At 40.7% G+C, this 21,662-nt stretch carries 21 protein-coding genes; 5 read left to right on the top strand and 16 right to left on the bottom strand.

The genetic code is table 11. The features are described 5' to 3' along the window. Positions 1-63: 63 nt before the first annotated feature. The 8 genes from lipB to rsfS all read right to left on the bottom strand — a co-directional run bounded on the left by lipB (position 64) and on the right by rsfS (position 7,496). Complete coding sequence (lipB, locus tag DD649_RS06995; protein ID WP_294105034.1) at positions 64-708, bottom strand: lipoyl(octanoyl) transferase LipB; 645 nt, start codon at positions 706-708, stop codon at positions 64-66. A 175-nt stretch (positions 709-883) separates the two neighbouring features. Further along, positions 884-1,147, bottom strand: coding sequence for a DUF493 family protein YbeD (gene ybeD / locus DD649_RS06990; RefSeq protein WP_294105031.1), 264 nt, complete (start codon positions 1,145-1,147; stop codon positions 884-886). A 96-nt stretch (positions 1,148-1,243) separates the two neighbouring features. Continuing rightward, a complete protein-coding gene (gene dacA / locus DD649_RS06985) occupies positions 1,244-2,455 on the bottom strand; it encodes a D-alanyl-D-alanine carboxypeptidase DacA (RefSeq protein WP_294105030.1) in 1,212 nt (403 codons plus the stop codon). A 191-nt stretch (positions 2,456-2,646) separates the two neighbouring features. Then, on the bottom strand, positions 2,647-3,624 hold the full coding sequence (rlpA, locus tag DD649_RS06980) for an endolytic peptidoglycan transglycosylase RlpA (protein WP_294105029.1): 978 nt from the start codon (positions 3,622-3,624) through the stop codon (positions 2,647-2,649). A gap of 13 nt (positions 3,625-3,637) precedes the next feature. After that, positions 3,638-4,750: a peptidoglycan glycosyltransferase MrdB gene (gene mrdB / locus DD649_RS06975; RefSeq protein ID WP_294105027.1), complete on the bottom strand. Its 1,113-nt coding sequence runs from the start codon at positions 4,748-4,750 to the stop codon at positions 3,638-3,640. A 24-nt stretch (positions 4,751-4,774) separates the two neighbouring features. Then, positions 4,775-6,664, bottom strand: coding sequence for a peptidoglycan DD-transpeptidase MrdA (gene mrdA, locus DD649_RS06970; protein WP_294105025.1), 1,890 nt, complete (start codon positions 6,662-6,664; stop codon positions 4,775-4,777). A gap of 32 nt (positions 6,665-6,696) precedes the next feature. Then, on the bottom strand, positions 6,697-7,167 hold the full coding sequence (gene rlmH, locus DD649_RS06965) for a 23S rRNA (pseudouridine(1915)-N(3))-methyltransferase RlmH (RefSeq protein ID WP_294105023.1): 471 nt from the start codon (positions 7,165-7,167) through the stop codon (positions 6,697-6,699). 2 nt (positions 7,168-7,169) lie between these two features. Beyond that, positions 7,170-7,496: a ribosome silencing factor gene (rsfS, locus tag DD649_RS06960; RefSeq protein WP_336429695.1), complete on the bottom strand. Its 327-nt coding sequence runs from the start codon at positions 7,494-7,496 to the stop codon at positions 7,170-7,172. 268 nt (positions 7,497-7,764) lie between these two features. Between rsfS and DD649_RS06955 the strand changes: the two genes are divergently transcribed. After that, complete coding sequence (locus DD649_RS06955) at positions 7,765-8,499, top strand: YbgA family protein (RefSeq protein WP_336429693.1); 735 nt, start codon at positions 7,765-7,767, stop codon at positions 8,497-8,499. Here the strand turns inward: DD649_RS06955 and nadD are convergent. The 8 genes from nadD to DD649_RS06915 all read right to left on the bottom strand — a co-directional run bounded on the left by nadD (position 8,490) and on the right by DD649_RS06915 (position 16,831). Continuing rightward, a complete protein-coding gene (nadD, locus tag DD649_RS06950; protein WP_294105089.1) occupies positions 8,490-9,158 on the bottom strand; it encodes a nicotinate-nucleotide adenylyltransferase in 669 nt (222 codons plus the stop codon). The two genes, DD649_RS06955 and nadD, sit on opposite strands and share 10 nt — an antisense overlap. A 57-nt stretch (positions 9,159-9,215) precedes the next feature. Beyond that, positions 9,216-10,250 carry a DNA polymerase III subunit delta gene (holA, locus tag DD649_RS06945; protein ID WP_294105020.1) on the bottom strand — a complete coding sequence of 345 codons (1,035 nt, stop codon included), beginning with the start codon at positions 10,248-10,250 and terminating at the stop codon, positions 9,216-9,218. Then, the gene (lptE, locus tag DD649_RS06940) at positions 10,250-10,789 is read right to left on the bottom strand and encodes an LPS assembly lipoprotein LptE (protein ID WP_294105018.1); all 540 of its coding nucleotides are present in this window, start codon (positions 10,787-10,789) and stop codon (positions 10,250-10,252) included. Before lptE ends, holA begins: the two co-directional genes overlap by 1 nt. 12 nt (positions 10,790-10,801) lie before the next feature. Next, positions 10,802-13,384: a leucine--tRNA ligase gene (gene leuS / locus DD649_RS06935; protein WP_336429689.1), complete on the bottom strand. Its 2,583-nt coding sequence runs from the start codon at positions 13,382-13,384 to the stop codon at positions 10,802-10,804. A gap of 297 nt (positions 13,385-13,681) precedes the next feature. Beyond that, positions 13,682-14,407, bottom strand: coding sequence for an amino acid ABC transporter ATP-binding protein (locus DD649_RS06930; RefSeq protein ID WP_294105015.1), 726 nt, complete (start codon positions 14,405-14,407; stop codon positions 13,682-13,684). After that, positions 14,404-15,081, bottom strand: coding sequence for a glutamate/aspartate ABC transporter permease GltK (gltK, locus tag DD649_RS06925; RefSeq protein ID WP_336429712.1), 678 nt, complete (start codon positions 15,079-15,081; stop codon positions 14,404-14,406). The genes DD649_RS06930 and gltK overlap by 4 nt, the downstream gene beginning before the upstream one ends. 4 nt (positions 15,082-15,085) lie before the next feature. Continuing rightward, positions 15,086-15,826, bottom strand: a complete 741-nt coding sequence (locus DD649_RS06920) for an amino acid ABC transporter permease (RefSeq protein ID WP_294105014.1) — start codon at positions 15,824-15,826, stop codon at positions 15,086-15,088. Between the two features lie 111 nt (positions 15,827-15,937). Further along, positions 15,938-16,831 carry a glutamate/aspartate ABC transporter substrate-binding protein gene (locus DD649_RS06915; RefSeq protein ID WP_294105013.1) on the bottom strand — a complete coding sequence of 298 codons (894 nt, stop codon included), beginning with the start codon at positions 16,829-16,831 and terminating at the stop codon, positions 15,938-15,940. A 559-nt stretch (positions 16,832-17,390) separates the two neighbouring features. Here DD649_RS06915 and DD649_RS06910 point away from each other — a divergent pair. From DD649_RS06910 to DD649_RS06895, 4 genes are all read left to right on the top strand, one after another. Further along, positions 17,391-17,786 (top strand): metal resistance protein, encoded by a 396-nt coding sequence (locus DD649_RS06910; protein ID WP_294105012.1) that lies wholly within the window; start codon positions 17,391-17,393, stop codon positions 17,784-17,786. Between the two features lie 47 nt (positions 17,787-17,833). Next, a complete protein-coding gene (locus tag DD649_RS06905; protein ID WP_336429685.1) occupies positions 17,834-19,909 on the top strand; it encodes a protein-disulfide reductase DsbD domain-containing protein in 2,076 nt (691 codons plus the stop codon). Further along, positions 19,906-20,634, top strand: coding sequence for a DsbA family protein (locus tag DD649_RS06900; RefSeq protein WP_294105010.1), 729 nt, complete (start codon positions 19,906-19,908; stop codon positions 20,632-20,634). The genes DD649_RS06905 and DD649_RS06900 overlap by 4 nt, the downstream gene beginning before the upstream one ends. Before the next feature lie 454 nt (positions 20,635-21,088). Next, positions 21,089-21,589 (top strand): protein disulfide oxidoreductase, encoded by a 501-nt coding sequence (locus DD649_RS06895; RefSeq protein WP_294105084.1) that lies wholly within the window; start codon positions 21,089-21,091, stop codon positions 21,587-21,589. Positions 21,590-21,662: the final 73 nt, after the last annotated feature.

Genomic DNA, 21,662 nt, shown 5'->3' with positions numbered 1-21,662 from the left:
TATAAGGATCTGTTACCTATCCATTAAAATTTATTTGAAAAATGTTAAAAAATTATAGCATTATTATTGAACAATATGAAATCCTAGTGTGTCACAGAATTGTTTAATTAGCACAGGTTGAACATCATTTAATGATGTTTCTGGAGCTAGAGCTTTAATCTGTGTCATTTTTAATTCGCTATAACCACAAGGATTTATACGATTGAACGGTTCAAGATCCATATGGATATTTAATGCTAAACCATGAAATGAACAGCCTTGTCTTATGCGTAATCCTAAAGAACAAATTTTATCACCATTCACATAAACTCCTGGTGCATCGGGGCGCGGATAGGCTTCGATATGAAAATGAGCAAGGGTTTTCACTATGGTATTTTCAAGCGCAGTCACTAATTCACGAACGCCGATTTTATTGCGTTTTAAATCAATCATGACATACATCACTTGTTGACCAGGCCCATGATAGGTCACTTGTCCACCTCTATCACTTTGAATGACAGGGATATCACCGGGAGCGATAACATGCTCTGCTTTTCCAGCTTGGCCTTGGGTAAAAACGGGAGGGTGCTCAACGAGCCATACCTCATCACATGTATCTTGATGACGAGATTCCGTAAACTGGTGCATCGCATCAGAAACATCCTGATAAGGCGCAAGCCCTAATTGACGTATGATTATGTTTCTTTCTGACAAAGTTTTAACATCCAAGCGGTTTGTGATCCGTGATTTGTGGGCAGTATAACGCTGCAAAATTTATATCGCCAGTTTGTCTTGTTGTAAATTTGTTATTTGGGTGCGGATGGCAAATTTAGATTAGACGATAATAACGAAAAAACCGAATAGCCAAGATGGTCTATTCGGTTTTCTTTTTAATGCCAACTAATTAAAGGACAACTTTAACGAGTTCTAATGCACCTAACTCAGTATATAAAGTTTCAACTTGTTCGATATGTGTCGCATTGATAGTTATCGATACAGAGTGATAAGTGCCTTTACTGCTCGGTTTAACTTCTGGGGAATAATCACCCGGAGCATGGCGTTGAACGACTTCTACAACCTGATCAACTAACTCAGGATGTGCCACACCCATTACTTTGTAAGTCAGCGGGCATGGGAAATCAAGCAGTTCACCTAATTTGGTTTTCATGGGCACTCCTAATTTTCGATAAATAGCGCCTGTCAGTTTAATGACAGGCTTTAAGATACCTTAATATATGGGGTTAACTTAATCTCAATTCAAGGGTTAGCTGAACCAGCGGTGAAACATCAGTTTAATGTAATCAATTAACCGACTGAAAAAGCCACCTTCTTCAACATTTTTTAAGACAGCTAATGGATGTTGCTCAACTGTTTTACCATCTAATTGGAAGCTAATCACGCCCACTTGTTGGCCTTTGGTGAGTGGGGCTTCTAATTCCGTGTTAGTTAATTCATAGCTAGCTTTCAAATCTTTCAAGCGGCCGCGAGGGATCGTCAGGAACAGATCTTCGGTCACGCCTAATTTCACTTCACTGTCATCACCAAACCATACGGGTGCTGTTGCAAATTCAACACCAGCTTGTAGTGGTTTTACTGTTTCATAGAAGCGAAAACCGTAAGTCAGCAATTTTTTACTTTCGGTATCGCGACCTTTGCTACTTTTTCCACCCATAACAACCGAAATTAAACGCATATCACCATCGGTAGCGGATGCAACTAAGTTATAACCCGCCGCATTGGTATGGCCTGTTTTGATGCCATCAACGGCTAGGCTCTTATCCCATAATAAACCATTGCGGTTGGTTTGACGGATATTGTTAAAGGTGAATTCTTTCTCTTTATAGATTTCGTATTCTTCGGGGACGTCACGAACAAGCGCTTGCCCAATCAATGCCATATCACGAGCAGAGCTATATTGGCCATCAGCATCTAAGCCATGCACAGTTTCAAAATGGGTGTTTTTTAAACCAAGTTTGCCGACGTAGCCATTCATTAATTGAACAAAGTTAGTTTGATCCCCTGCGACATAGTCTGCCATTGCGACGCAAGCATCGTTACCTGATTGCAAGTTAATGCCACGCGTCAGTTGCGCGACACTCACTCGGTCACCTGGTTTTAGGAACATCAATGAAGAGCCCTTAAAAACAGGATTGCCTGTTGCCCATGCATTTTCACTGACGGTAACCATATCATTGGCACCGATTTTTCCTGATTTGATAGCTTGACCGATAACGTAACTTGTCATCATTTTAGTTAAGCTGGCGGGATCGCGACGTTGATCCGCATTATTTTCAGCGAGGACTTTCCCTGAATTATAATCAATTAAGATATAAGCTTCCGCATCAATATTAGGGACTGCGGGTATTGATGTATTTGGAAAAGCTTCATTTGCATTGGCAGTAGTGACAGTAACAAACAGCAGCGCAGAACCCAGTAAAGCCTGACGCGCGATGCGTGATGGGGAGACATTTTTCATGGTTGTATCATTACATCCGAAATTCGGTAAACACAAGGAGGCGCAGTGTAGCAAAAGTGCTGGGATGGATAAAAGAAGTACTTGCTTTGCGCCAATAATTTTACGTTAGTTTATACCTGTCATCTTTCAAGTTGTATGGTTTTATTGGTTATTGCCATACAACTTGAATTCTGTAGAGTATATGACTCATTCTAAGGGGCAACCACCATGGATGCTTGATTTCTTTCAGATTGTAGGCGACCTTGGATTTCGACCGCTTTTTCTCTACTGGTAAATGGCCCTAATTGAACGCGATAAATACCGTTATAGGGTTGCAAGCGTCCGGGTACACCAAATTGATTTTTCAAATCATTGAGCATTTTATTAGCATTATCTTGGCTGCTAATTGCACCTGCTTGGACTAAGAAACCACGTTCAGGCACTGTTTCAGTGGCTGCGGCTTGTGGTGCAGTCTCAGGCTCCGGTGTTTTCAGTGCCATATCAGGCATCGTCGGCTGCATAGGTTCACTAGGTTGTTGAACAGGCAATGCGTTTTCTGGTGTAGGTAAATTTTCCATTACTGGGGTGCCCATTGGGCCTGCTCCGAGTTGTGGTCTACCTGGCAGCGCATAACTTTGCTTAATAAAATTAGAACCCACGGTTCCTGGCCCTGATAATGAACCATCTTGAGCAACTTGGATGGCATCAATTTTGATGCGTGTCGTCGGCATCAAATTTAAGCGATCAGCAGTAGCACGAGAAAGTGCAATACTTTTACCTTGAACATAAGGGCCACGGTCATTGACACGCACTACCATCATACGGCCATTCATCATATTGGTGATACGCACATAACTTGGTATTGGCAGTGTTGGGTGAGCGGCGGTTAGCTCAGCAGGATTAATTCGCTCACCGATAGCAGTCATATTTCCTGCGGATTCAGTGCCATAGATAGAGGCGTAACCAACTTGTGAAAACTGTGATGGGTCGCGAACAACTTGATATTGTTGACCATTACGTTGGTAGTCGCTATTTGCCGTTGGGTGATAAGGCTCATAATGAGGTTCTGCGCCAAGCACATCTTGTGTTTGCACATTTGTAGGTACATTTGTGGGTTGCTTGGGCTCTTCATTGACACAGCCCGCCAGTAGCGTGGCTGTGATGCCAAGTATAATCCATTGTAAACGCATACTAAGCCTCATATTATAAACTTTTAGAAAGAAATTTTCGGTGTGTATGGATAGACATGATAATACCGAACCCAGCCATTAACACAATCAAGGCCGATCCCCCATAACTTACAAGTGGAAGAGGAACGCCGACGACAGGTAATATACCACTGACCATACCAATATTGACAAACACGTAGACAAAAAGAATTAATATTAAGCCACCAACCATAACACGGCCAAATGTGTTTTGCGCACTTGCTGCAATATATAATCCTCTAATAATTAGAAGCATATATAGTGCAAGTAGAATTAATACACCTATCAGTCCGAGCTCTTCGGCTAATACTGCAAAAATAAAGTCGGTATGTCTTTCGGGCAAAAATTCTAGCTGTGATTGTGTTCCTTGTAACCAACCTTTCCCCATTAATCCACCAGAGCCAATTGCTATTTTAGATTGGATAATATGGTATCCAGCGCCTAACGGATCGGTTTCTGGGTCGAGTAACATCATGACGCGAGCTCTTTGATAGCCATGCATCAAGAAGAACCATAACAAAGGAATAAATGCGGCGAGCGCGACGGCCGCGACAGTGATCAATCGCCAACTCATACCGGCAAGAAAAAGAACGAACAGGCCTGAGGCTGCAACTAAAATAGACGTACCAAGATCGGGTTGTGCTGCGACGAGTAAAGTCGGTACAAAAATCAGCACTAGCGCTATCATCGTATTTTTGAATGAAGGAGGGCAAACATCTCGGTTCATAAATCGAGCAACCATGAGAGGAACGGCAATTTTTGCAATTTCAGATGGTTGAAAGCGAATAAAACCTAAATCAAGCCAGCGTTGTGCGCCTTTACTGATTTGCCCAAATACATCTACAAAAATCAATAAAATGACACAAAAAATAAATAAATGAGGTGCCCAATTTTCATACATACGTGGTGGAATTTGAGCCATAACAATCATGACAATAAAGCCAGTTGCGATTTGCCCTAACTTTCTTTCCATCATATCGACGTCTTGACCACTTGCACTCCACATAATAAAAGCACTGTAGGCGAGTAAGGCAAGTATGATCAATAACATAGGCAAATCAATGTGGAGACGCATTGATAGTGATATTTTTTTCTTATCGTCTGTCATATTATTTCATTTATCATCATAGAGTTAACGGTCTTCCTCAGCGCTAGCCTCTGAGCTTTTAACTTGCGTGGTATTATCACCTAAAAGTACATGGTCGAATATTTGACGAACAAGATCGCCTACAGCCGGACCTGCACCACCATTTTCAAGGATAATGGCAACAGCGATAGTCGGCTTGTCATAAGGTGCATAGGCAATCATTAGTTTATGGTCGCGTAAATGTTCTGAAAGCTTGCTCGCATTGTAGGTTTCATAGCTAAAGACTTGAGCGGTACCTGACTTGGCCGCAACTTTATAAGGCGTACCAATAAAGCTACGACGTCCGGTGCCGTTTGGTGCATTTGCAACGCCATACATGCCTTGTTTGGCCAGTTCCCAAAACCCAGAATGGATATCACCTATTTGCGTAGTTTCTTTATCTTCATATGGCACCATAGCATTACCTAATTTGGTACCATACAGTAAGTGAGGTGTTTTGACTTGCCCATCATTAATTAACGTCATCAATGCTTTAGACATTTGAATTGGCGTCGCAGTCCAATAGCCTTGTCCAATGCCTACAGGGATAGTATCACCTTGATACCAAGGCTTTTTATAGCGATTTTGTTTCCATTCACGAGTTGGCATTATGCCAGAATATTCTTCTAGTAGATCAATACCGGTATAGGTACCAAAGCCAAATCGCGTCATCCAGGCTGATAATCGGTCAATTCCCATGTCATAGGCGACTTGGTAAAAAAATGTATCCGCAGATTCAATGATGGATTTCATCACATTTAGTTTGCCATGTCCCCAACGTTTCCAGTCACGATAACGTTTCTCGGAGCCTGGAAGTTGCCACCAACCCGGGTCAAAAATCGTGGTGTTTGGCGTAATGACTTTTTCACTCAATGCAGCTACTGAAATAAACGGTTTAACGGTTGACGCAGGTGGATAGAGACCTTGAGTTGTTCTATTTATTAATGGCCTATCAGGATTAGTCAGTAGCGCCTGATAATCTTTATTTGATATTCCATTGACGAACAGATTGGAGTCATAGCTAGGGTTAGAAACTAATGCAAGTATCTCACCATTACGCGGGTCTGTGACGACCACGGCGGCGCGGCTAGTGGTGAGTAATTTTTCGATATAAGTTTGCAGTTCAAGATCGATAGTTAAGTATATATCGCGTCCAGCCTGAGGGGGCTGTTCATGTAGCTGACGGATAACGCGACCGCGGCTGTTAACTTCAACTTCCTCATAACCTGTTTTACCATGCAATATATCTTCGTAATAGCGCTCGATACCTAATTTGCCAATATCATGGCTTGCCGCATAGTTAGCTAATAAGCCTTCTCTATCAAGACGTTCAACATCTTTATCATTAATTTTAGCAACATAGCCGATAACATGGGTTAATGCAGAACCGTAGGGGTATGAGCGGCGTTGATAGCTTTTTACTTCAAGACCTGGGAAACGGTATTGATTGACAGCAAAACGAGCAACTTGTACTTCATCTAGCCGAGTTTTTAAGGCGATAGAGGTAAAGCGTCGGGAGCGTTTACGCTCTTTTTCAAAATTGGTGATATCTTCATCTGTGAGGCCAACTACATCCCTTAGTTTTTCTAAGGTATCTTGAAGGTTATCAACTTTTTCTGGGACAATTTCGAGTTGATAGAAACTACTGTTGAGGGCAAGTTGAGTGCCTTTTCTATCATAAATAATTCCACGACTTGGCGGAATAGGGACGAGTTTAATGCGGTTATCATTTGATCGAGTTTGGTAATCCTCATGACGTACGATTTGTAAGTGATACAAATTGGTGATGAGAATAGAGAGTAAAATGATAATAATGCCAAAAGCAATTAATGCCCGGCGAATAAATAAGACAGACTCAGCGGTATGGTCGCGAAAAGGGGTGTGTTGTGTTTTCATCCCATTACCATATTGAACATATTAAAACCTGACTATTCCCGATGATAAGGGTGATTAGTCGTAATACTCCATGCCCGATAAAGACTTTCGGCAACAAGGACACGAACGAGAGGATGAGGTAGCGTTAGTTCAGATAGTGACCAGCTTTGTTCTGCTGCTGCTTTACAAGCAGGTGAGAGGCCTTCAGGGCCACCGATCAACAAGCTAACATTACGGCCATCTTGCTTCCATTTATCTAACTGTACAGCAAGTTTTGGGGTATCCCATTTATCACCGGGAATATCGAGAGTAACGATTCGATTACCTTTACCTACCGCAGCGAGCATAAGCTCACCTTCTTTTTCTAGAATTCGCTTAATATCTGCATTTTTTCCCCGTTTCCCTGCTGGAATTTCCGTTAATTCAAACGGCATATCTTTGGGGAAACGATGGAGGTAATCCATAAAGCCGGTCTGTACCCAGTCCGGCATTTTTGTACCAACAGCAATGAGTTGTAATTTCAAACTCAGCTCCAAAGCTTTTCGAGTTCATACATGCGACGGCTTTCGTCTTGCATGATGTGCACGATAGCTTCGCCAAGATCAACAATAACCCAATCAGAAACGCCTTGTCCTTCAACGCCTAGAGGTATCAGACCATTTTTACGGCAAGCGTCAACTAATCTATCGGCTACAGACATTACATGGCGGCTTGATGTTCCTGAACAGATAATCATCTGGTCAGTAATACTTGATTTTTCATGAACATCAATAGTGATGATATCTTCAGCTTTAGCATCATCAAGTTGGTTGATTATAAATTTTTGGAGTTCAGTTCCTTGCAAAAGGTTCACCTTTTAATCAAATTGACAAAATATCATGTTAAATACAGCTTAAAGCAAAATATAGCTTATAGTAAGGCTGTGAGTGAGGGATTAGCCCCATTTAAAGCGCAGCCATTTTACCCTAGATTTTAATAAAAATCGGCTAAATTATTTTTTATTCGTCGTGGTTGGGAATTTATAGGGATATCTCGTCATTTGAGCAAGGAATTTGTATTAACTTTACAAAGTTAACCACTATTTTTATGCTCTAAACGTATTTTAGGATAAGAGGGACATTGTGCAATTAATAAAACAAAAAATTATTCTATTAGGTGAAATAAATTTTCCATCCGAACAAGTTCAGCAGTTAACAGCTTCATTTTTTGAATTAGTGCCTCAGGATATTTCGGTCGGTAACGAGTTTGATGGTGTTGGTATTATTTGTAGCAGCGGTGTTTATGAGCAGCAGCGGGTAAGTTTTCCTGAAAATATGCCGATTTTGATTGATGATGAATGGCAGAGCCCTGAACATCTTGATCGATTTTTAATTCAGATTCACACCTTACTGCGATTAGCGCAATTATCGCTCCATTTGACTCATCATGAAATCATTCAATTTCATAGCCGATACAAATATTTAATAATGGCATACTCGCCAAAAGGTTATCAATTAACAGGTAAAAGTGTTGCAAATATTAGCAGTAAAAGAAATGAACTTAGTCAGTTAAATAATTTTCTGATTGAATATAAAACTCAGCTAATGACCATTTTGTCGCAAACACCCGCAAGAAATATACAGATAAATGCACTGAGCCATATTCAAGGATATTTTAAACATAAGGCGACTAAAGATGAAAAAAAACACCTATTATGTTTGATTGATGAGTATCGAGAAGGGAATATATCCCTAAATTTACCTTTGGCTATGCTACGACAATTACTGAATCAATATCCAGATAATTATTTGAGTGCTCAATATTATTTTGAACCGTATCCAAACTGCGAACAGGTCAGAGAGTTACCCTATTTCTGATACAAATGTTGTTGCTTAATATAGTTCATGACCGCTTCTGGGATTAATTCATTACATGATTTCTCTGAATTTAAACCCGCGCTTAAATTTTGACGTATTTCAGTGGCTGAAATGTTGACGAGAGGTGTGTCGGCTAAAAAGATATAACCATGGGGAGTATGGCGTAATTGGTCTGGGTTTTCCGTTTTATGTTGCTGTAGCCAATTTTGCATAGTGGGATCGGTAAAATGGGTCGCATAACCGGGGCGTGAACAAACCAATAAATGACAGTTATCTAATAACTTGTCCCACCCATACCATGTATGAATTGATAGTAACGAATCTTGACCAATAATGAAGGCAAGAGGTTGCCTTGGACCCAATTCTTGGCGAAACGCAATTAAAGTTTCAAGAGTGTATGATGGCGAATTCTTTTCGAGTTCACGAGTGTCAATAGTAAATAAAGGATTGCCTTGAATCGCTAATCGCACCATTTCGAGCCGCTGCATTGGGCTTGCTTCAGGCTGGGGGCGATGAGGGGGGACATGATTTGGTAATAAAATGACTTTTTGCAAATTGACTTGCTTAGCAAGTGCTTCAACCGGACGTAAGTGCCCATAATGAATGGGGTCAAAAGTTCCACCAAATAACGCCTGAAGGCCTTGCTGATTATTTGTCATCATTAGTTTGCCAATCGTCTTATCTGTAGATTATGAAAGTGTACGAGTTATGACAGCTTATAAATTATGAATGAAGTTTTCTGCCAGTGCTTTGCCGCATAATAACATGGATAAAGTCTGAAGGTCGGGCCATGCAGAATGGCTGAAATCTTGTTTGATATGTATTTCAGCTTGGGTGAGTAATTTTAATGCTGATTGTAATTGTTGCAAACTCAAACGTTGCAATGCTTCGCCTAATAGCCCACGACGGTTTTGCCAGACCTTGTGTTGATCAAACAAGGTTTTTAGCGGCGTGACCTTTGATTGACGTTTTAAGGTAATCAGTAATAGTAGTTCACGTTGAATAGAACGAAGAAGAATGACAGGCTCGACATCTTCTTGTCGAAGTTGTTCTAAAATGTGCCATGAACGACGAGATTTTCCGGCTAGCAGTGCATCAACCCAATGGAATGGAGTAAAATGAGCGGAGTCATTGACTGCATTTTCAACGCGGGGATAGGTTAATTTACCATCGGGGTAAAGTAATGATAACCGTTCGAGTGCTTGAGCTAGCCCGAGTAGATTGCCTTCGTAGCAATAACATAATAGTTGATTTGCTTCAGTATCTATTGTTAGTTGCATACTGTAAGCACGCTTAGATACCCACTGAGGTAGCCGTTGATATTCAGGTGTTAAACAACTGATATAAATACTATCTTGGCTAATGGCTTTAAACCAAGCACTATTTTCTTGTGCTTTAGTGAGTTTATGACCACGTAAGATTAACAGCAAATCAGGGTGAAGTAGCTGAGCTAATTGAATTAGCTTTTCCGCCATCGCTGCATTAGCCCCATTTTCAGGTAAAAACAAAGTGAGTGTTTGACGGCTAGCGAATAAGCTAAGTGCCTGACAGAGGCTAAAAATCTCATCCCAGTCAGTATTTTGCTCTAATGAAAAGACAAAATGTTCTTCAAAGCCTTGTAGTTGTGCCGCTTTACGAATGGCATCTTGGCTTTCTTGAATAAGAAGGGGCTCATTGCCCCAAATTAAATAGCGGCCTCTAAGAGACTCTTGCAACGAAGAGGCCAGCTGTTCAGGATAAATACGCGTCATTATGGTGTAGAAACTGGCTCAGCAGCTTTAGCTTTCGTTTTTTCAAGCTCGGCCGTATGAACAACCAACAATTTACGGACTAAGATACGTGCGGCTTGTTGCTGCATTTCTTGTTTAACCAATTCATTTTCAGCATCTTTTGCAAGAGCTTCTAATGGGTTATCAAAGAAGGTTCGTTCAACCTGACTTTGTATTGGATAAATTGAGCCATCTGGCATTAATACTTGCGCATTCATGACAAAAGTCAGTTGTTTCTCCGCAGCCTTACCATCTTGATAAATCGACACTGTTTCTGTTTTTTCAGATGACGTTGTAATTTTCAAAATAGGTACACTTGCACTACCATTTTCAAGGATTGTGACGTTATTTAGTCTAAGTTGTTCCCTTAATGCTCTGGTGAGATAGCTATAAGGATCATTTGAACTCAGTTGTAGCGTTTTCAATTCTTCAGGAATTTGCGTAGTCCCTTGTAGACGAAAACCGCAACCTGCGGTGACTAGCACCGACAGGCTTAATAGTAAAGTTATCAGATAACGCACCTGGCCTCCTTATCAGCCAACAACTAAGTTCAGTAATTTACCTGGAACATAAATAACTTTGCGAATATTAACGCCTTCGAGGTATTTTGTAACACTGGCCTCTTGTGATGCCATTTCAAGAACGAAATCTTGATTAGCATCTGCAGGGACAGTGATACGGCCGCGAACTTTACCATTAACTTGGACAACAACCAGTTTGGTGTCATCAATCATGGCTTTTTCATCGGCAATAGGCCACTGAGCAAAATCAATATCTTCATTATGACCAAGTGCTTGCCACATTTCGAAACAAGCGTGTGGGATAATTGGTGATAGCATTAATGTAATTGCTTCAAGTGATTCTTGGATCAGGGCGCGATCTTGCTCTGTTTCTTGAGGTGCACGGACTAATTTATTCATGAATTCCATGACAGCAGCAATCGCAGTGTTAAATGCATAGCGGCGACCCACATCGTCAGTCACTTTAGCGATAGTTTTATGTAGGTCACGACGTAAATCTTTTTGTTCAGCTGTCAATGTACTGATATCTAAAGGTTGTGTTGTGCCTTTTTGTGAATGTTCATGAACTAGGCGCCAGACACGACGCACAAAGCGGTTTGCACCTTCAACGCTCGATTCTTGCCACTCAAGGGTTAACTCAGGTGGGGCTGCGAACATCATAAATAAGCGAACAGTATCAGCACCGTATTTTTCAACCATCAACTGTGGGTCAATACCATTGTTTTTAGATTTAGACATTTTGCTCATACCGGTATAAACCAGTTCATGGCCTTCACTGTCTACTGCCTTAATAACACGATTTTTTTCATCACGTTCAACGATAGCATCTGCCGGTGAAATCCAAACTCGATGACCATCACTGCCGGTATAGTAGAATGCATCCGCAAGTACCATGCCTTGGCACAGTAAGCGTTTTGCTGGCTCATCAGAGTTAACTAATCCTGCATCACGCATTAATTTGTGGAAGAAACGGAAATACATTAAGTGCATGATAGCGTGTTCGATACCACCAATATACTGATCTACTGGCAGCCAGTAGTTTGCAGCCGCAGGATCTAACATGCCTTCTTGATGTTGTGGACAAGTATAACGTGCATAGTACCAAGATGATTCCATGAAGGTATCAAAGGTATCTGTTTCACGTAGAGCCGGTTGTCCGTTAATCGTGGTTTTTGCCCACTCAGGATCGGCTTTAATTGGGCTAGTAATGCCGTTCATGGTGACATCTTCAGGCAGAATAACCGGAAGTTGGTCTTCTGGAACTGGAACGACAGTGCCGTCTTCCAATGTTGCCATTGGAATTGGTGCGCCCCAATAACGTTGACGTGAAACGCCCCAATCACGTAAGCGATAGTTAACTTTACGTTTGCCAACACCAATAGCGACCAGTTTATCGGCAATTGCATTAAAGCCCGCTTCATTGCTTAGTCCGCTAAACTCACCTGAATTGATCAGGGAATTTTTTTCTGTCATTGCTTCTTGTGACAAGTCAGGCTCATTGCCATTTGCATCCGCAATAACGCCTTTAATTGGCAGATTATATTTATGCGCAAATTCCCAGTCACGTTGGTCGTGAGCAGGAACTGCCATTACTGCGCCAGTGCCGTATTCCATTAAGACAAAGTTTGCGACCCAGATTGGGAGTTTTTCTTGTGTTAATGGGTGGATAACATAAAGACCAGTCGCCATGCCTTTTTTATCCATCGTTGCCATTTCTGCTTCGGCAGTTTTGGTATTACGGCATTCATCAATAAATTTAGCAAGTTCAGGATTGTTAGCTGCACCTTCTTGTGCCAGAGGGTGGCCTGCGGCAACAGCAACATAAGTTGCGCCCATAAAGGTATCTGGACGAGTGGTATAAACGGTTAAAGTTTCATCACGATCAGCAACATTAAAGGTAATGTCAGTTCCTTCAGAACGACCAATCCAGTTGCGTTGCATCGTCTTAACTTGTTCAGGCCAATCTTCCAGTTTATCCAGATCGTTAAGTAGCTCTTCTGCATAATCGGTGATTTTAATGAACCACTGCGGAATTTCTTTACGCTCAACAGGGGTATCACAGCGCCAGCAGCAGCCGTCAACCACTTGTTCATTAGCTAAGACGGTCAGGTCGTGTGGACACCAGTTAACCGCTGAGGTTTTTTTATAAACTAAGCCTTTTTCATATAGTTTAGTAAAGAACCATTGTTCCCAGCGATAATACTCAGGTGTACAAGTCGTGACTTCACGGCTCCAATCATAACCAAAGCCCAACATTTTCAGTTGGCCTTTCATGTAATCGATATTGGCATAAGTCCAAGGTGCTGGTGCCGTGTTATTTTTAACTGCGGCGCCTTCAGCAGGCAGGCCAAATGCATCCCAACCAATAGGTTGAAGTACATTTTTGCCTAACATTCGTTGGTAGCGAGAGATAACATCACCAATGGTGTAGTTACGCACATGGCCCATGTGTAGTCGGCCAGAAGGGTAAGGTAGCATGGACAGGCAGTAGTATTTCTCTTTGCTGTTGTCTTCAGTCACTTTAAATGTTTCTTTTTTATCCCAGTGACTCTGTACTTTAGGCTCTATATCTTCTGGACGATATTGTTCTTGCATGGCACCGATAATCCTATGGCGAGTAAAGGCTACAACAAAAGTAGCGTTAATTTCTTTTCTATGAATGAGATCGCTATAGCATAACGGATCATGCCCAATAACAACAAGCCTTAAGCAACGTTGCCTGTCATATTTTAATTATTGAATTATCTATTTATCATTTTATGGTCTAAACGACACAGTACTATAAATGTTAGATGATAGGGGGACGGATTGATATTATAGGCTTTTATGTTGTTGTGGTGTTTAAATAAACACCACAACAATGAATAATAATTAATTATAGTTAAAGATTAATTAATGCAAAATTTTAGCAAGGAAATCTTTGGCGCGGTCCGTTTTTGGATTAGCAAAAAAGTCTTCTTTTTTACTGTCTTCAACAATTTTGCCTTCATCCATAAAGATAACGCGATTAGCGACTTTTTTAGCAAAGCCCATTTCGTGAGTAACCACCATCATGGTCATTCCTTCATTCGCTAGCTCAACCATTACATCGAGTACTTCGTTGATCATTTCTGGATCAAGTGCCGAAGTTGGCTCATCAAATAGCATTGCAATAGGGTCCATGCACAGAGCACGAGCAATGGCGACACGTTGCTGCTGACCACCGGATAATTGTGAAGGGAATTTATTTGCATGGCTTGATAAGCCTACTCGCTCAAGTAGCTTTAACGCTTTTACTTCCGCTTCTTTTTTATTTCGATTTAACACCTTAACTTGTGCCAGTGTTAAATTTTCAATAATAGATAGGTGCGGAAAAAGTTCAAAGTGTTGGAACACCATGCCGACTTTAGAGCGAAGTTTTGCAAGGTCAGTCTTCTTACTATTGACTTGAATGTCATTAACAAAGATTTCACCCTGTTGAATAGGTTCTAAACCATTCACTGTTTTTATTAATGTGGATTTACCAGAACCAGATGGGCCACAAACAACCACAACTTCGCCTTTTTTGACTTCAGTTGTGCAATCAGTGAGCACCTGAAATTGGCCATACCATTTGGATACATTTTTCAGGGTTATCATGAAACAGTCCTTTTCTTAAGATAATTCACTAACATGGAAGCGCCAAAACTGAAAATAAAGTACACCAGACCCGCAAATAATACCATCTCTACCTGTGTCCCATCACGCTCACCTATATTGGTAGCGGTGCGGAAGAAATCAGTCAAACTCAATACATAGACGAGTGATGAATCCTGAAACAACACAATGCCTTGAGTTAGTAGTAACGGTACCATGGCTTTAAATGCCTGAGGTAACACAATCAGCCTCATGGTTTGCATATGTGTCATACCAAGTGCGAGTGCTGCTGAAGCTTGCCCTCTAGAGATACTTTGAATACCTGCACGAATAATTTCGGAGTAATAGGCAGCTTCAAAAAGGGAAAAGGCTATCATTGCTGAAATTAAACGAATATCATTTTTTGGAGATAAGCCTAGAACATTTTGTAATAAGGTAGGCACGATTAAATAAAACCATAGCAATACCATGACAAGAGGGATTGATCGGAAAGTGTTTACATACAGCGCTGCAAACCAACGAATAGGGGCAAAACGAGATAGTCTCATTACTGCAAGTACAGTTCCCCATAAAATCCCTACTACGATTGCAGTTATAGTAATTTTGGCAGTTACAATGAAGCCATCAATCAAAAATGGCATACTTGGTGCTATTGAGCTCCAATCAAAATCATAAATCATCTTATCGCCCTCCTAGTGTGCCAGGTAAGCGAACTTTACGCTCAAGCAAAGTCATTAAAATCATAATGACAACGTTGATACCGACATAACCTAATGTAATTGCAGTGAATGATTCCCATGCATGAGCGGAGTAATCAAGCAATTTTCCTGCTTGCGCAGCCATATCCACTAATCCAATTGTTGATGCAATGGCTGAGTTTTTGACTAAATTCAGCATTTCAGATGTCATAGGTGGCAAAATAACCCGATAGGCATTTGGCAGTAATACATAGCGATAAGTTTGAGGTAATGTTAACCCCATCGCTAAAGCTGCGCTTTTTTGCCCTCTAGGTAGAGATTGAATAGCGGCACGGACTTGCTCGGTCATTCGAGCAGCGGTGAACAAGCCAAGGCATAGCATCGATGAGAGGAAAAACTGGTAATTCGGGTCTAATTCCATCTTAAACCAATCGCCAATAGATTTTGGTAAAAGCTCAGGAACCACTAAGTACCAAGTAAAGAATTGAACGATTAACGGGACATTACGGAATAGTTCAACGTAGGCGGTGCCTAAGAAAGATAAAAAGCGATTAGGTACGGTACGTAAAATACCAAAGAAAGAGCCGACTAAAAACGCAATAATCCATGCGCAAATAGAAAGCGTAACAGTAACTTCAAAGCCAGATATTAGCCACCCTAAGTAGGTGGTATTCCCAAACGGGGCTTCCTGTAGGAAAATCCCCCAATTCCAATCGATAGACATAATCTCACTTCCTGTGGGCAATTAGATTGTCCCGAATACTGTGAAGAGGATGCAAGGCGGGAACGACCGCCTTGCAACTCTTACTTCAGTAACACCCTGTTTGTCTTTTTATTAGTTTAATGCTTTGTCATTTGGTGATTTGAATAGCGCTTTCATTTCATCAGACAAGGTAAATTTCAAATTAAGATTTTTAGGTGGAATTGGTTGGTTAAACCAACGGTCAAAGGATTTTTCTGCTGTACCTGATGTTTGAGCTTTTGCAATAGTTTCATCGATAAGCGCTTTGAATTGCGGGTCGTCTTTACGCAACATACAGCCATAAGCTTCTTCTGTTTGCGGTTTGCCTACAATTTCCCACATTTCAGTTTTTTTCGCTTTAGCGCGCTCACCGGCAAGAAGTGCGTCATCCATCATAAATGCAACAGCACGACCTGATTCTAAAGTACGGAATGAATCGCCATGATCTTTCGCACTGATAATGCGCATTTTCATGTTCTTTTCATCGTTGAGTTGATTAAGCAGAATTTCAGAAGTGGTTCCTGAGGTAACAACTACATTTTTTCCAGCTAAATCAGCAAAGTCTTTAACACCAGAGTCATTTTTTGTTAGTAAGCGAGTACCTACTACAAATATGGTATTAGAGAATGCGGCTTGTTTTTGTCTCTCTAAGTTGTTTGTGGTTGAGCCACACTCGAAGTCAAAAGTTCCATTTTGAAGCAAAGGAATTCGATTTTGTGAGGTAATAGGAATAAGTTTGACGTCTAAGTCAGGCATGTTGAGTTTCTTTTTCACAGCATCAACGATTTCGTTTGAGTAATCCTGTGAATAACCGACAACTTTTTGGCTGTTATCGTAGTAAGAGAACGGAACTGATGACTCACGATGACCAACAACAATCACGCCATTGTCTTTAATTTTTTTCAAAGTACCGTTTAATTCGTCTGCTTGAACTGCGCAGGTAGCACCCAAAATCATCATTGATAATACAAGCTTACTTATACGCATAATTACTGCTCCTTTAGAACATCGGTGTATAACTGTTATATTTCAATTTGTAGCCTTTGGGGCCGCAATTTGAATTATTTTGGCTTTGCTATGTTGTGTTTGCTGATGTTTCGCAGATTTATAAATACTGCAGTCATCGGCTATATGTTTTATTATTGTTAAAAAGTAATTAAATTTGTTAAATAATGAAAATGAATTGTTTCAAATTCGGGAGCCATCTCGCATATTATTTGGGCAGTTTTTGAATTACTGCACTAATATGGTGAGTAAGTGCCTTAAATTGATAGTCATGCACTGACAAAGTGCAAATTATCCTCACTTTTTGTTTTCTAATGTTCATGTTGCAATTACTGTGCCTAAATTTAGATAAAGATAGGAATAAAACTAAATAAAAATAAGGCGTATTTGTAAAGTTAGATGATGCCACTTGTGCATGGTGTTTTGCTGTGTAAGATGTAGCCTGTATTTAGCTTATAGATAAGTAACTTGCATAGATTGATGATTTGAAATAAAAAGCAACGAATGATTGTAATTTCAGGAAAGTAAATAGAAAAAACGCATGAACAGACATTTTAAATTAGGCAATGGATTAGTATTACTCGCCTGTCTGATGGTATTGGTTTGCATGAATCAACGAGCCGTCGGAGAACGTCTGTTCGCCCATTTTTTTGTAACAACGCCTGTTGTGCAAATGTCATCGACTGCTGAATCTTCTTTTTCCTATACTGAACAACAAAGTCAAAGTGACTCAAATCTTTCAACCTGTGAGCTCAGCGCTAAATCATTAATGACATTGATACCTGCGGTCATTGAACCTTTTTTCTTTGTGTTTCTTTCTTTGGCTGCATTAGCTATTTTTTGCACTAACCTATTTATACATAGAGCAAATCGTGAAGAGAAACATGCCCCTCCCAGAGTCCGGCGCCACTTACAGTTTTGTAATCTTCGGAATTAAAAAACCACGATTTTTAATTGGGTGGTATCATTTATTCTGGAGGAAACATGCGTTTTTTGATTAATACGTTATTTATTTTATTTGCTATTTTTTCGAGTGGCTTACACGCTGCCGATACGGGCTGGTTACAACCTGCAAATACAGGTTGGATGACCGAGAATAGCCCAAGGCATGTGGACGTTCGCTTGCTAAGCTCGACACAAGAAAATGGCAAGATTGACATATTATTGGATGTAAAGTTAGAAGAGGGTTGGAAGACCTATTGGCGCTCACCGGGAGAAGGGGGCGTTGCACCTGAAATTAAGTGGACATCACCTGTTAGCTCGGTAGATTGGCAATGGCCAGCACCGGGACGCTTTGATGTTGCTGGTGTATCAACACAAGGCTACATGGGCGATATCGTCTTTCCCATTACCGTCACCAGTGACGAAAAGCTCGACAAGTTGTCAGGCATTTTAACACTGTCGACTTGCAGTAATGTCTGTATTTTGACCGACTATCCATTTGAACTCGATTTAACCGAACCCGTCTCTGCTGATTTTACTTGGGCTTTCAATCAAGCCAAAGGTGGCGTACCGCCAACCAGTGGCCTTGTTGAACAAGTGTTAGCTGGGTTTTCGGGCAATAAGTTAATTGTTGAATTACAAAAGAGTACTGATGCTGAGTGGGGAAAACCCAATATTTTCACTGATGTTATTGAAGGGGCAGCGCTTGGCGTACCCAAAATCAAAATATCAGGAAATAGTTTAATCGCATCAATAGAAGTGAGTGATGATTGGGGTGGTGAATCGCCTAATTTAATCGGTAAAGATATCTCTTTTGTTGTCACTGATGGTGATGTTTCTCAACAAATTACCGCCAAAGTTACACCTTATACTGGCTCAGGTATATCAGAGGGTGGGACATCTATTCCACTGTGGCAGATAATCGTATTTGCAATACTCGGTGGGCTTATTTTAAACCTGATGCCTTGCGTTTTACCTGTTCTCGCCATGAAACTTGGTTCTGTCTTGATGGTGCCTCAAGGTGAGCAAAAAACGATTCGTCGTCAATTCTTATTATCTTCATCCGGAATTCTTGTTTCTTTTTGGTTACTTGCTCTGTTAATGACGTTATTGAGAGTCGGTCAACAAGCGGTTGGTTGGGGAATTCAATTTCAAAACCCGTGGTTTATTGGATTTATGGTGTTAGTTACTGCACTCTTTACCGCAAATCTATTTGGCTTATTTGAAATTAATCTCGGAAGTAAGACGAATACGCGTTTAGCTACCGCGGGTGGTCATGGCAATAGTGGGCATTTCTGGCAAGGCGTTTTTGCGACCTTACTGGCAACACCGTGCTCAGCACCTTTTTTGGGAACGGCGGTAGCGTTCGCACTTGCGGCACCAATGAGTGAGCTATGGCTAATATTTACCGCTCTCGGGTTAGGGATGAGTTTACCTTGGTTATTGATAGCTGCTTTTCCTGCTATTGCAAAACTGTTACCAAAGCCTGGTGCTTGGATGAGTAAGCTACGCGCTGTACTTGGTATGATGATGTTGATATCAAGTTTATGGTTAATAAGCTTACTAATTCCTCATTTTGGTGCAACTTATACACTTGTTATTGCGATTGCCTTTTTAGTTTTATTAATCATATTTATCGCAAAAAATAATGGATTACGTAAAGCTATCCTTCCGTTCATTGTATTTGCATTGCTTGCGAGTGGTTTTAGCTGGATGGTCCTTGAGCAAAAAAGTGGAAGTCAGTCTATGGTTAAAGACAGTGTTAACTGGCAGCCATTAACTGAGCAAGCGATTGTGCAAGCGTTGTCTGACAATAAGCGTGTATTTATTGATGTTACTGCTGATTGGTGCGTAACCTGTAAGGCAAATAAATATAATGTATTGCTAAGAGATGAAGTTCAGCAAGCATTGAGTGCGCCCGACATTGTTGCATTAAGAGGTGATTGGACTAAACCATCACCTGAAATTACTGCATTTTTACAAAAGCGTGGGCAAGTCGCGGTTCCATTTAATCAAATTTATGGCCCTAATTTGACAGAGGGAAAAATACTGTCAACGATACTTGATCGTGAATCATTATTATCAATTATGAAAGAGGCCAAAGGAGCCGAAAAATGAAAAAAACAATTTTAGCTGTTCTATTCTCATCGCTAATGCTAGGTGCAACCGCGCATGCGGCTCCATTAACGGCAGATCAAGAAGCACAAGTTCGTAAATTGGTTCGTGATACCTTAGTTGAAAATCCAGAGATCCTCGAGGAAGCAATAGCAGCGTTACAAGCTAAGCAAGGTGAAAAGCAACAAGCTCAAATGAAAACAACGCTCAAAGAAGAGCACAATGCGTTATTTAATGATCCAACAAGTCCACGAATTGGATCAAAGGATGCAAAGCTTGTTCTTGTTAACTTTACTGATTTTAACTGTCCATTCTGTAAGCGCTTTGATCCACAATTAATTGAGCTGGTGGAAAAGAATCCAGATGTTGCAGTGGTCATCAAATATTTGCCATTCAAAGGACAAACTTCTTTAGAGTCCTCTCAACTAGTAATGACCCTATGGCAAGAAAATCCAAAAGCGTTTGAAGCACTGCATCATAAGTTTATGCAAAAACAAGGCATGCTAACGGATGCAAATATCAAAGAAGCGCTCAAAGCTACAGGTAATGAAAACCTCAAAGCTAGTGATAAGAGTCGTGAAGGCATTCGCAGTAATATGATGTTAGCAGAGAAACTAGGTGTAAACGGAACGCCAGCAACATTGGTGGGCGATGAGTTGATCCCCGGAGCGATTGATGCTCAGCAGTTTGAGAGCATAGTTAAGGAGCAGCTGGCTAAGCTCAAATAAATCCTCTTCATATTTCGAGCGGTAGGGGTGTTGGTTGCGTTTAACTAACCCTAGTCACATACTTATGTATGCTCCCAGGGCTTAGTTTTACTTGCCGCCTACCTACCACTCGAACTATTTAGAGAATTGAATCCTCTTCATATTTCGAGCGGTAGGGGTGTTGGCTGCGCTTAACTAACCCTAGTCACATACTTATGTATGCTCTTAGGGCTTAGTTTCACTTGCCGCCTACCTACCACTCGAACTATTTCGAGGATAAATTTTAGAGAATTCTACAACTCAAATTTTTAAAGAACCTTATAACTCGAACTATTTAGAGGATAAATCTTAGAGGGTTGGAGCTTCGTTGTATTTCAAATATTAGTACAATATTCAAACATTCATTTTTTGAGATGTTTGGCTTTAGTGTATCTATGATTTGAATAATTTAATTTATTAATGGTTAATTATTATGATGACTAGACTAAAAAAGTGGTCTAAAGAACTCATTGTTTTAGCAATTATTTTATTTGTTGTTTTTACAGTGATGGATCTTTGGCGTAAACCGCAAAGCCTAGCCCCTGCATTATTGGAATCGCAAACATTAGCGAGTGGTGAAACGGTTTCGTTGGCTGAACTGAGTAAAGAAAAACCTATTTTGGTTTATTTTTGGGCAACGTGGTGTGGGATTTGTAAAATTACCTCGCCGACGGTTTCCGATTTAGCTAAATCAGGAGTCCCCGTTATTTCTATTGCTATTCGTTCGGGGGAAACTTCACGATTATTGGCTGGAATGGAAAAAAAGGATTTAGTATTCCCCGTTATTAATGACATCAATGGACAGCTTGCTAATATTGTTGGAGTGAGTGCAACACCGACATTTATGATTATCGATAACGGTGAGCTAGTGAGTTTTACATCAGGTTGGACAAGCTCATTAGGACTTAGAGCTCGCATGTGGATTGCATCATTCTAAAATAAAAAGGTGAGCAATCTTATGGTTGGAGACCTTTTTGCATCAACTCAATGAATTACCCCCAATAGTTGGA

The sequence above is a fragment of the Providencia sp. genome, assembly GCF_003533305.1.
Taxonomy (GTDB): Bacteria; Pseudomonadota; Gammaproteobacteria; order Enterobacterales; family Enterobacteriaceae; genus Providencia.
This window is presented reverse-complemented; position numbering and strand designations above follow the sequence as displayed.